This is a genomic window from Shewanella sp. HN-41 (assembly GCF_000217915.1).
GTDB lineage: Bacteria > Pseudomonadota > Gammaproteobacteria > Enterobacterales > Shewanellaceae > Shewanella.
This window is the reverse complement of record NZ_AFOZ01000033.1, coordinates 1-12,685: the sequence shown is the minus strand read 5'-3', so window position 1 is coordinate 12,685 and position 12,685 is coordinate 1. Positions and strand designations below refer to the sequence as shown.

Annotated in this window: 8 protein-coding genes and 1 tRNA gene; 2 read left to right on the top strand and 7 right to left on the bottom strand. The window is 45.8% G+C overall.

The features are described 5' to 3' along the window. The first annotated feature begins 186 nt into the window (after nucleotides 1-186). The gene (locus SOHN41_RS12535; protein WP_007649487.1) at nucleotides 187-3,270 is read left to right on the top strand and encodes a transglycosylase domain-containing protein; all 3,084 of its coding nucleotides are present in this window, start codon (nucleotides 187-189) and stop codon (nucleotides 3,268-3,270) included. Between the two features lie 107 nt (nucleotides 3,271-3,377). On the opposite strand, the gene SOHN41_RS12530 is transcribed toward SOHN41_RS12535, so the two are convergent. The 7 genes from SOHN41_RS12530 to SOHN41_RS12500 form a co-directional block, all read right to left on the bottom strand. Then, nucleotides 3,378-4,757 (bottom strand): sigma-54-dependent transcriptional regulator, encoded by a 1,380-nt coding sequence (locus tag SOHN41_RS12530; protein WP_007649486.1) that lies wholly within the window; start codon nucleotides 4,755-4,757, stop codon nucleotides 3,378-3,380. Nucleotides 4,758-4,761: 4 nt separating this feature from the next. Beyond that, nucleotides 4,762-6,561, bottom strand: a complete 1,800-nt coding sequence (locus tag SOHN41_RS12525; RefSeq protein ID WP_007649485.1) for a sensor histidine kinase — start codon at nucleotides 6,559-6,561, stop codon at nucleotides 4,762-4,764. Between the two features lie 101 nt (nucleotides 6,562-6,662). Continuing rightward, nucleotides 6,663-8,060, bottom strand: a complete 1,398-nt coding sequence (locus SOHN41_RS12520) for a TRAP transporter large permease (protein WP_007649484.1) — start codon at nucleotides 8,058-8,060, stop codon at nucleotides 6,663-6,665. Next, nucleotides 8,060-8,716, bottom strand: a complete 657-nt coding sequence (locus SOHN41_RS12515; protein ID WP_037459056.1) for a TRAP transporter small permease — start codon at nucleotides 8,714-8,716, stop codon at nucleotides 8,060-8,062. The genes SOHN41_RS12520 and SOHN41_RS12515 overlap by 1 nt, the downstream gene beginning before the upstream one ends. 62 nt (nucleotides 8,717-8,778) lie before the next feature. Continuing rightward, on the bottom strand, nucleotides 8,779-9,801 hold the full coding sequence (locus SOHN41_RS12510; RefSeq protein WP_007649482.1) for a TRAP transporter substrate-binding protein: 1,023 nt from the start codon (nucleotides 9,799-9,801) through the stop codon (nucleotides 8,779-8,781). A gap of 452 nt (nucleotides 9,802-10,253) precedes the next feature. After that, nucleotides 10,254-10,484 carry a hypothetical protein gene (locus SOHN41_RS12505; RefSeq protein ID WP_007649480.1) on the bottom strand — a complete coding sequence of 77 codons (231 nt, stop codon included), beginning with the start codon at nucleotides 10,482-10,484 and terminating at the stop codon, nucleotides 10,254-10,256. 169 nt (nucleotides 10,485-10,653) lie between these two features. After that, nucleotides 10,654-10,729, bottom strand: a tRNA-Val gene (locus SOHN41_RS12500). Nucleotides 10,730-11,166: 437 nt separating this feature from the next. On the opposite strand from SOHN41_RS12500, the gene gltX reads away from it, so the two are divergent. Beyond that, entirely contained in the window at nucleotides 11,167-12,576 is a 1,410-nt protein-coding gene (gltX, locus tag SOHN41_RS12495; RefSeq protein ID WP_007649479.1) for a glutamate--tRNA ligase, read from the top strand. The last annotated feature ends 109 nt before the right edge of the window (nucleotides 12,577-12,685 follow it).

The following is a 12,685-nucleotide window of genomic DNA, read 5'->3' as shown; positions in this document are numbered from 1 at the left end:
CGACAAATTAGATTGCTCCAAAGGGTCAAAGTCGATACATAGGAAAAGGAAATCCTCCGATGGGTGAAATGAGCATTACTTGAGTGTTGAGCTGTGATTAACTTAGTCCTCAACCTCTGTTGCCAGCATGAGTGGGTTATCAGATCCCACGTGAAAAAGTGAGTTTAGTGATTTTTTGGAGCAGTTTTGCCTAATTCTACGCAAGAGATGAAGTTCGAAAATTATCGTCCTCGTCCACCGCAACCCGAACCTAAGGCCAAGCCTAAGCGTAAGGCCAGATCTAAGGGACGTGCATGGTTCCTATTTTTTATTTTGATACTCTGTTTAGCGATTTTAATTGGTCAAGAGATTAAGACTTCTTTTTATCAGGCAAAATACATTAACCAATATGCTCAGAAACTCACCTATGAATTGGGAAGCGAACCGACATCATCGATTATTTACCCAAGTTACGGTCCTTTCGATGAGCGCCATGGTTACAGTAAGTTACCCCAATATATTGACAGACTATTGCAGCGCAATTTTCAGATCACCCAGCAAGTGGCATTTTCGCCGGCATTGCAGGAATATGCACAATTAGGATTTTTCCCGCCTTACCATGAGAAAGCGCAATCGGGACTCACTTTACTCGACTGCCGTAATACCGATCTATACGAGTTTACCTACCCTAAACGTGTCTATCAGGATGACGATAAGATCCCTAACGAGATCATCAATACCTTGTTGTTTATCGAAAATCGAGAGTTATGGACAACCGAAGAGAAGCTTAACCCTGTGATCGATTGGCCACGATTTGTGGTGGCGGGAATGAGTCAAATTGCTGAAATGCTAGGGATGAATGTTTCTACCGCCGGTGGTAGTACACTGGCGACCCAGATTGAGAAATTTCGCCATTCTTCCCAAGGTTTAACCTTGAGTATTAAAGATAAATTGCTGCAGATTGGCTCTGCGACTGTGCGAGTGTATCAGCAGGGGGAAAAAACTGAACCCGCCCGTAAACGTATAGTTCAAGATTATTTAAATACCGTGCCTTTATCCTCGGCGCCCAATCACGGCGAAGTACATGGGATTGGTGATGGACTTTGGGCATGGTTTGGTACCGATTTCGATACGGCAAATCAGCTATTAGCCTCACCCCAAATCAAAGCGAATGCGACCAAGCGTGGGCAAGTGTTCCGCCAAGTGGTTGCCCTGATGATTGCCCAGCGTCGACCTTCCTATTATTTATTACAAGGCCATGAAGATCTTGAAAATTTAGTTGATAGCCACATTCGATTGCTCGGTCAATATTACCTGATAGACCGTGGCCTAAGGGATGCCGCATTAGCACAGAGATTGCAATTTAAGGTGGCTAAACCCCAACGTAATACCCAGTCATCGGGGGGCGATAAAGGCGTTAATACTATCCGTATTCGCACCGCAGGGATGTTAAACGTCGGCTTATATGATTTAGATCGATTAGATCTCACGGTCAATAGCAGCCTACACAGTGAATTGCAGCAACAGGTCAGCCATTACTTGCGCAGCCTTGGGAAAGTGTCAACCGCGGAGCAGGTGGGCCTGTTGGGTGAGCGTTTATTGGAACCAAGCCAACTGCAAAATGTGCTCTATAGTTTTACCCTATACGAGCGTACCGATACGGCTAACCGCGTTAGGGTTCAGACCGACAGCACCGACCAACCCTTTGATATCAATGAGGGAAGTAAGTTAGAACTCGGCTCGACCGCGAAACTGCGTGTATTAGCGACCTATCTGGAAATCATCGCAGAGATCCATGATAAATATGCGAAAAAACACGGGATTGAATTGGAATCGATCATCATAGAACCTAGGGATCATTTGACCCGTTGGGCCATCGATTATCTGATTGCTAACCCAGATAGACGCCTCGACCGCATGTTAGACGCTGCCCTGCAACGGGAATATTCTGCATCACCAAATGAGCAGTTTTTCACTGGTGGTGGATTGCATGTGTTTAATAACTTTAAAAAGACGGAGGATCTTAAGACTCCGACCATGTACCAGGCGCTGCAAGATTCGATTAACTTGCCCTTTGTGCGCTTGATGCGTGACATAGTGAACTACAGCAGCAGTATGCAAAATGAAGGCAATATGGCCCAGCTACTGCGAAATGATAAAGATCCCCGCCGTGAGGAGTATTTGCGGATATTTGCCGACCGTGAAGGCAATACTTTTGTGACTAAGTTCTACCGTAAATATAAGAAAGTGGCGCCTAACGAACGCTTGGATCTGTTCTTTGATGGCCAAACCCAGGCGGAGCAACAACTCACTGCGGCCTATCGGTATTTGCAGCCCAATGAGTCTATCGCCTCCTTTAAGGCCTTTTTACAGCAGCGCCTGCCACAAAATAGTTACAGCGATAAGCGTATTAAGGAGTTATATAACAAATACGGCCCAGAGAAATATAACCTGCCGGATCAAGGTTATATCGCGCGAGTGCATCCGCTTGAGTTGTGGGTACTCGATTATTTGAATCAACATCCCGAGGCCAATCTAAACGATGTGAAAGAGGCCAGTAAGGATGAACGCCAAGAAGTTTACCGTTGGCTCTTTAGGACTCGGCATAAGAACGCCCGTGATGTGCGGGTACGGGTGATGCTAGAGGTGGAAGCTTTTCTCGATATTCACCAACGCTGGGCGCGTTTAGGTTATCCCTTTGAATCTATGGTGCCTTCTTTAGGTTCGGCGCTGGGCAGTTCGGGCGATAGACCTGCCGCCTTGGCCGAATTGATGGGGATAATCCAGAACGATGGCGTAAGATTGGCCACAGTGCGTATTAATCAGTTGCATTTTGCGGCAGATACCCCCTACGAGGTCCGGCTGCAGAATCAACATACTCAAGGTGAACGCGTGATGCGCCATGAAGTCGCCCAGGCACTCAAAGCGGCATTGGCAAACGTGGTACAAAACGGCACCGCAAGACGTCTTAAGGGCATATTTACCGATGATAATGGGTCTATGTTGGCGATTGGCGGAAAAACCGGTACAGGTGATAACCGCATTGTGACGCAAATGCAGCAGGGCCGAAAAGTCGCCACGACGGCGATGAACCGCACTGCAACCTTTGTGTTTTATCTAGGGGATAACTATTTTGGCACCCTAACCGCCTTTGTGCCGGGCAGTAAATCCGATGATTTTAGCTTTACCTCGGCGCTGCCGCTGCAGGTGATGAAGGGAATGATGCCGATCCTCGCGCCCTATGTAAAAAACCAAAAGGGAATGTGTGCAATCGAAGCGCCGATGGAATAGTGTGCCTCACGTATTTGTTGGGTTGAAGCTCTCAAACTGGTAACGATTTGACTGCAAATGTATTTAACTAAGACAAACCCCACGACGGCTACGTGGGGTTTTCTCTATTACTCTTCTAAATTCACATACTGTTTTCGGTCTAAATCATATTTACGCATTTTATCGTATAGGGTTTTACGGGGCAGCTCGAGTTGCTCCATCGTGAGTTTTATGCTGCCCTTGTTATGACTTAGGGCTTCTTCAATCAGTACGCGTTCAAAGAATTCGACCCGTTGCAGCAGTGACATGCTGGAGTGCAGGCTAGGGGTATTTCCTAGGCTACCCGCAAAGGCGGCTTCACCACCGAGTAATACATAACGTTCGGCGAGATTCCTCAGCTCTCGCACATTACCCGGCCAGTCGTGTGAGGTGAGAATGGCATTTTGCTCGGCATTGAGGGGGATAAGCGCCTTGTGGTATCGCGCCGAAGCGACTCGAGCAAAGTGTAAAAATAATAGGGGGATATCTTCGCGGCGATCCCTAAGTGGTGGGATTGGCACTGTGACTAAGTTTAAACGGTAGAGTAAGTCTTGGCGAAACTCCCCCGTGTCACATAGGCTCTTTAAATCGACCTTAGTGGCTGCAATAACGCGAATATCTAAGTTGATACTCTTATTTGACCCGAGGCGCTCCACTTTACGATCTTCAAGTACCCGCAGTAGTTTGACTTGCAGCGACAGCGGTGTACTCTCAATCTCATCTAAAAATAATGTGCCCCCATTGGCGTATTCGAATTTACCTATACGCATTTTATCTACGCCAGTAAATGCGCCAGCTTCGGCACCAAATAGCTCGCTTTCAATCAGATTTTCAGGGATAGCGCCACAGTTAATCGCGACGAAATTGGCTTGGTTACGGCTGCTATGATCGTGTAAATAACGGGCAACTAGTTCTTTGCCTGTCCCTGTCTCGCCTTCAATTAATACATCGGCGGGGGTATCTATCACTTGATCTATGATATGACGCATTCGGTTAATGCCGGCGCTGTGGCCTAAAATCCGAGGGCCTGGAATGCTTTGACTTTCTAACTCTTTCTTTAGTTTACGGTTTTCTAAGGTTAGGCTGCGTTTATCAAGGGCGCGTTTCACGACATCGAGCATATGTTCGTTGTTGAAGGGTTTCTCAAGAAAATCATAGGCACCTTGCTTTAACGCACTGACGGCCATCGCTATGTCACCAAAACCTGTGAGTAGCACTACGGGGAGATCTGGGTCCTGTTGGCGAATTTGTTGCATCAAGCTGATGCCATCGAGTTGTGGCATATTGACGTCGGAGATCACGACTCCTGCCCAGTCTTTATCCAGTAATTTAGCTATGCCTTTAGGTTCAGTGCTGGCGATGGCTTTAATGCCTTCAAGTTCAAATAGTTGCACTAATACTGTGCCTATATGAAGTTCATCATCGATGATAAGCACCGAATAGTCTTGGATTGATGTGGGCAAACTCATGAGACTAACGTTCCTCGAGCAAATAAATCGGTAAAATAATGTGGAAAATAGCGCCGCCATCTTCGGCATTGGCGACATTGATCTGACCCTGCATAGATTCAATAATGCGCTGGGAGATAGATAATCCTAGCCCCAGGCCATGGCGTTCGTTAGTGGTGAAATAGGGCTCAAAGATTTTTTCCATTTGGCTTTCCCTGACTCCTGGCCCCGAATCTTGAATGCTGATACAGAATTTATCTTCACTGGTGACACGAATAATTAGACGCCGTTTAACCGATAGTTGCATGGCGACAATGGCGTTACTCATAATATTGACAAACACCTGCTGTAATCTCACCTTATCACCCCAGACTTGGTATTGTCCCTCGGGCAATTGTACATCTAACTCAACCCCTTGCTTGTCAATTTCGGGTTGAACTATTGTCAGCGCCTGCTTAATGCAGCGGTTAATGTCGGTGGCGCTGTCGGTGCCTTGGCTCTTGCGGGTAAAACTTTTAAATTGGCCGACAATATCGGCGAGCCTATCTGTGAGTTCGATAATAATCTTAAGATTATCCAATGCCTTATCCTGCATATTGCGGGCAAGGAAGGTTTGAGTATTTTGCGCATAGCTGCGTAGGGCGGCTAAGGGCTGGTTGAGTTCATGGTTGATGCTTGCCGATAAACTGCCGATAACAGTGAGTTTGGCCGCCTGGATCAACTCATCTTGGGTATCTTTCAGGCGATTGTTTGCTTGTTGCAGATCTTGAGTTCGCTCTTCGACCCGTTGTTCGAGCAGGTTTTGTGCCAGTTGCATGCGTTGTAGGTTGCGACGTCGTTCACTGCTAAAGAGAATCCCCAGTGCCAGTAATAGATAAATGGAGGCCGACAGTAACATCATCGCAGGCATTGACTCGAGTAAGGGTTTCATCGGCGAGAGAATATGCACGCGCCAACCCGCTTTGGTCATCAAATGGTGGGTATCCATATACTGGGCTAGGGTATTACCATCGCGGATTTGATATATATGGCCACTGCTGCCATCTGTTTGATATTGAGGTTTTATTAATAGTTCACCAATAGGGCGTTCGGCGTAGCGTTTTGAAGCATTCAGTGCATACTGTTTCGCTTGAGTCAGCGGTGTAAGAGATGTTAGGCGCCATTCGTCAACGCTGGAAATAAACACTATATCGTCGGGATCGCTGATCAAAAACTGGTATTGCCCCGCCATCGCTATGCTAGTGCTCTGTTGTTCTATATCGGCTATATCCACTTTCACGATAATGGCCCCAAGTATGCCTTTGCCTCCCCGTTGATAAATGGGATATGAAAAGTAAAAACCGCGCTTATCTGAGCTAGTACCCACCGCATAGTAGCGGCCCAAGCTACCCGAGATGGCATCGGTGTAATAGGGTCTGAAGGAATAGTCCTTACCGATAAAAGAGAAGCTCTGTTGCCAGTTACTGGCGGCAATGGCAATCCCTAATGCATCGATAAGATAAATGTCTGATGCTTCTGTAACGTGCTGTATTTCCTCTAAATAGAGGTTTAATTCTTGGATTTTTTTCGGATTTTGCTGATCATTAAGCACATTAGCCAGCATAGGGTTTGTTGAGAGTACATGGGGAATGCTTTCATAGCGGGAGAGGGCACCATCCAAAAAGCTAACGAGCTCCTTTAATTGCTTTTCCGATTGCTGTTGGATCTCCACTTTGCCCTGATGCAAATGTACCCAATAGGTTAATTTCAAAATAGCAAATAGGCCCGCGAGTAGCACTATGGTCAGAAGAAGACGTTGCTTGGCTTTTGGCGTCATGGGTAGCATTGCGGGTAATCCTGATTATCACTTAAGGTAAAACAAAGCGAGCCTGAATAGGCTCGCTTAAAAACTATCTAGAATCAAGGAATAATCTTTATCCCTTGAGATTAATATCCGCTCAGCTTATCAAGCAGTTCGGGTAAAAACAGCGATATTTGCGGCACATAGGTGATAAGGATTAGGAAGAGTAACATCAACGTTAACCACGGAAGCACGGATTGAATAACCCAACCAATACTGCGGCCTGTGATCCCCGCTGTCACGAAGAGGTTGAGCCCCACCGGCGGTGTTAGCATCCCAATCTCCATGTTTACGACCATGATGATGCCTAAATGGATGGGATCAATCCCCAATTGGGTTGCGATTGGGAAAAGGATTGGCGCCATAATGAGCACAATGGCAGAAGGCTCCATAAAGTTACCCGCAGCGAGTAGCAGCAAGTTAACGATGATCAGGAAGCCCCAAGCGGGTAGGCCCATACTCACAATATATTCGGCGATGATATGTGGAATGCGTTCCGTGGTTAACACGTGGGCAAACAGCATAGCGTTAGCGATGATAAACAGCAGCATAATGCTGACCTTGGCACCATCACGCACGACATGACGCACTTCTCTATCTATCGGGGTTTTAATCAAGCCTAACAGCATATGAGCTAAGTTGCGTACGCCTGCCGCGAGGAGATTTTCGTTTGGATTGCGCCAAGCAACATTCTTTAACGGACCAATATCGCGGTAGCCAAATACGGCAATAAAATAGGCATACATACAGGCCACGGCCGACGCTTCAGTTGGACTTGCCACACCACCATAGATTGAACCTAACACGATAAAGATAAGGGCTAACCCACCGAGGGCTTTACTACTGGATATCCCAAGTTGTTTAAAACCGGGGAAAGGGCGTGAGGGCAGATTCTTGAAGCGGGCGATAATATAAATAACGACCATCAACAGGAATCCCATCATCAAACCTGGGATTAAGCCCGCCATAAACATTCTGGCCGCTGACACTTCCGTCGCCGCAGCATAAACCAGCATCACAATCGAAGGCGGGATCAAAATGCCAAGCGTACCCGATGTGGTAATCACGCCTGCGGCGAATTTTTCGGGGTAACCCGCTTTCACCATGCCCACGATCACAATCGAACCAATGGCTGCCACTGTGGCTGGGGATGAACCCGATACTGCAGCAAATAGCATACAGGCCATCACGGATGCCATGGCTAAACCACCACGAATATGGCCAATGCTGTCCATGGCGAAGTCGATAATCCGTCTAGCAACACCACCGGTGGAGAGAAAGGCGGAAGACAAGATAAAGAAAGGAATCGCCAGCAGCGTGTAATGCTCAGATGAGGACTCATACAGCTTTAGTGCAATTGAGGCGAGTGAATCATTGGAGAAGAATAAAATTGTCAGCATGCTAGAAAAACCTAACGCAATCGCGATGGGCATGCCTAAAAACATACAGACGAGCAGGGCGGTAAATAGAGTTGCAATAGCCATTATTTCGCCTCCTTGTTGTCTGTGTCCGATGTCAGAGTGGTATGTGCCTGTTGGGCACTTTCATCAATTAAATGCATACTTTCTTTCGCTTCATCGGCAAATTGGAGACCAGAGACTTGGTTGCGTAAAATGGCAATAAAGAGCTCAAAGAAACGCCATGTGAGCATGCTAAAGCCAATCAGCAGAATACTTTGGGATAACCAGATGGGCACCGCACCATCTTCAACATCGATTCTCAGTGTGTTCCATGCAAAGTCAGGATCTAAACTGTTTAACAGAAGACGCGGGAAGTGGATATCTTCCATTGGCACACCGATTTGGTACATTTGCGATAGGTAAGACCAACTGCCTTTTAGAAAGAGTCCGCAGTAGGTTAAGCAAATCAAGGTTGTGATTAAGGATGTGATCTTTTTTGCCTTAGGTGGCAGGGTTTTCACAAAGGCATCGACACCGATATGAGCACCGACTTTTACGCCATAGGACATGCCAAATAACACAAACCAACCACAAAGGGTCAATGTGAGCTCTTGGATCCATAAAAAACCTGTATGGAAGAAAAATCGTGCTACGACCTCGGAAAATACGAGTAGTGTCATTAAGGTGATCAGTAGATTGAGCACACCTTCTTCAAAGTAACCAAAAATTCGCGATATCACAGCAGTACTCCCCTCGCTGAAATACCGCTTAACCCCAAATAGGGTTAAGCGGTTTATTGTCATTATTGTTTATTTGCAGCAACAGCGGCTTCAATCACATCTTTACCGACTTGATCTTCAAACTTAGTCCAAACAGGTTTCATCACATCGATCCATTGTTGGCGCTCAGCTGGAGTTAACGTCACTAACGCGGAACGTTTAGAATCAAGGATTAGCTGTTTATCTTGGTTGTCTTTCTCGGCAGCGATTTTATTACCCAATGCAATGGACTCATCTAATGATTCTTTGATGATCTTACGTTTGTCAGCGGGTAAGCTTTTCCAGAACGCATCAGAAGTCACGACCATGTAATCTAAAACACCATGGTTACTTTCAGTAATATGGCTTTGAACTTCATAGAATTTTTGTGAGTAAGTGTTAGACCAAGTATTTTCTTGGCCATCGATGGCGCGGGTTTGTAGCAGGGTGAATACTTCAGAGAAAGGTTTTTTCACTGGAATGGCGCCCACTGCATCAAACTGAGCCGCTAATACGTCAGAGGCCATGACACGGAACTTACGACCTTTGGCATCGGAAGGTTGTTTCAACGGAGTATTGGCAGAGAATTGCTTCATGCCATTGTGTAGATAGCCTAAACCGACAATTCCTTTACGGCTCATGGAGTTCAGCAGAGTTTGACCCGCATCCCCCTGTTGGAAGCGGTTTACTGCATCCATATCATCAAATAAAAATGGTAAATCAAATACTTGTAGGCGTTTAGTGTAGCGCTCAAATTTAGAGAGTGAAGGTGCCACAAATTGCACATCGTTTAACAATAGTGCAGCTAACTCATTGTTATCCCCAAATAACTGTGAGTTAGGAAACACACTAACAGTGTATTCACCCGGTAAACGTTGCTCAACGAGCTCCTTAAATTTTAGGGCCATTTGACCTTTTGGCGTATTTTCCGCGACAACGTGGGAAAATTTGATTTCAACTGGAGCGGCGAACAGGTTAAAGCTGGTTGCGAAAACGGAAGCGAGGGCAAGCATTTTTGCAACGGTTTTCAATGGGCGAGTTATTCCAATCTGTTGATTCAATGTCATTTTTGAGTTCCTTTTTCTGTTGTTAGGATTTGTCCCCAGTCTTGGTTAGTTTGTTACCAAGTGTGAGCAGGAATACAGCCTTGATTTCCCTGAGGTCTGTCTTACTAAAGGCAAATACCACGCCAACTTACGCTGCGTTCTGTAAGTGTTTGGTTACTAAAGTGTAGTTCATTTGATGTTTGTCACACTTTTAGTTTAGTGGGTGAGATCTCGCTCACGCTTGCGTTGGGTTTGGGTGGAAATCCACCCAAATGCTTATTGCCACCTTATTAATGAGTTTTCCGCCATTGCTGGTTAAGTAAGCATAATTAGTTATTTTCAGATCAAAAATAGTTTGAAAAGTAGCTGAAATGAAAAAGTTGATGGCATGGTTTAAGCGAAGGGAAAGGCGCATCTAAGGAAAACACATGATATATGGCTTTGGAAGGACTAAGAGCTATAGCATTGGGAAATCAGTCGTCTTCAGCACCAATGCGTTTGAGAATGGCATCGCTGGGAAGCAATTCTAAGTGGCCGTGTTCATCAAAATACCAACCCGTGATATAGCCTTTTTGGCGCATGCTGACCAGATTCTGCATGACTTCCCGTGCTTCCTTTAGGGCAGTTTGCTCATCACAGCAGTGGGTGTGTTTTAGGTAAGCCGCAATATGGGTTAAGGAGGCGGATTGGCTGACACTGGCCATAGTGTTGATCTCCAAGTATGCCAAAGGCAGAGTGACATCAGGCATGGGCGGCAATGGAGTTTAGTATTTAACAGGTCATTAAATGTGAAATCGCCAATTAAGTATGCACTGATCTAGATCAAGCATAGTTGAGTCAGGCTGAGGGTAAAGTTTAACAGGGGAAAAAGTATGGTGGTCGCTACTGGGCTCGAACCAGTGACCCCCTCCTTGTAAGGGAGGTGCTCTCCCAGCTGAGCTAATCGACCTCGCTGTGTGGAGCCGTATTATAGGGAGGTTCGATCTAGTGTCAACGCTTTTTAATGAAAAAAGCATTGGTCGCGCTATTTTTGTTCGCATTGGCTTATTGTTAATCACGCCATCAATCAAAGTGTTACTTTATTAAGCCGTTAACGCATTTAACAACATTTCAGTCTCTTGGGTTAATTGCAGCATAGGGGGGCTTAATACATTAATAAGGGGATTGAAGATTTAGCAGTATTTCCCTCTGCATTTTGAACTGCCATTCAGTAGGGATGATGATTATCTATATAAAGGAAGCCCGACTCGGTAGGGCTATTTTATGAGATATATGATGCTGGCCAGTATGGCCCATTTGCAGCGCAGACTTTGACTGTTAGAATAAGCGCACTTTTTACTGTGATTGTCTTTATCTAGACGACTTTATATAGGTTAGTGTCCCATTATGACAACTAAGACGCGTTTTGCCCCAAGCCCAACAGGCTTTTTGCACGTGGGCGGTGCCCGTACTGCACTTTATTCTTGGCTACAAGCCCGTGCCAATAATGGTGAGTTTGTATTACGCATTGAAGATACGGATATTGAACGTTCGACTCAAGCTGCTTGCGATGCCATTTTAGAAGGCATGAATTGGTTAGGTTTGACCTGGGACGAAGGCCCATACTATCAAACTAAACGTTTTGATCGTTATAACGAGATCATCGTGCAAATGTTACAGCAGGGCACAGCATATAAATGTTATTGCTCTCGTGAGCGTATTGATGCATTACGGGAAGCACAAGCGGCAAATGGTGAAGCACAAAAGTATGATGGTTGCTGCCGTAATTTGCCTGCCCGTGACACCGATGAGCCTTATGTCGTGCGTTTTAAAAATCCTATCGGCGGTTCTGTGGTATTTGATGACCATGTCCGTGGTCGCATAGAATTCTCAAACGATGCCTTAGATGACCTGATCATCGCCCGTACCGATGGCGTTCCTACCTATAACTTCTGTGTAGTTGTAGACGATTGGGATATGGGGATCACTTGTGTGGTGCGTGGGGAAGACCATATCAACAACACGCCGCGCCAAATCAATATCCTGAAAGCACTGGGTGCACCTATTCCTGAATATGCCCACGTATCAATGATTCTAGGTGATGACGGCGCTAAATTATCGAAACGTCATGGTGCGGTGAGCGTAATGCAATACCGTGATGATGGCTATTTGCCCGAAGCGCTGCTCAACTATTTAGTACGCTTAGGTTGGTCGCACGGCGATCAAGAAGTTTTCTCTCTCGAGGAAATGAAGCAATACTTTAAGTTAGACGATATTAACAAGGCACCTTCAGCCTTTAATACCGATAAGTTAATTTGGTTGAACCAACACTATATTAAGACACTCGATCCTGAATATGTGGCAACCCACTTGCAATGGCACATGGATGACCAAAAGATTGATACCTCAAATGGCCCAGCATTATCTGCGGTAGTGACTGCGCTGGCTGAACGCGCTAAGACGTTAAAAGAGTTAGCGGCCTCTAGTCGTTACTTCTATGAAGATTTTGACGAGTTTGATGAAGCGCAGGCGAAAAAGCATTTACGTGGTGTAGCACTTGAGCCATTGCAATTAGTGCAACAGAAATTAGCCGCTTTAACTGAGTGGACACCTGAAACAATTCACCAAGCGATCGAAGAGACTGCAACCGAACTTGATGTTGGTATGGGCAAAGTCGGTATGCCATTACGCGTAGCTGTCACTGGAGCAGGGCAGTCACCAGGCCTTGATATTACGTTATTTTTAATTGGAAGAAGCCGTTCTGAACAAAGAATATCCAAAGCGATTGAATTTGTAGCAGATAGAATAAATTCCTAAAAAACGAGTTGACACTTTTAGGTGTGCTGCATAGAATGCGCCACGCAGTTGAGACACAGGCGAGCAAATGCTTGCAGTGCACTTAAATGCAGTTTGATAAGTTTGGGGC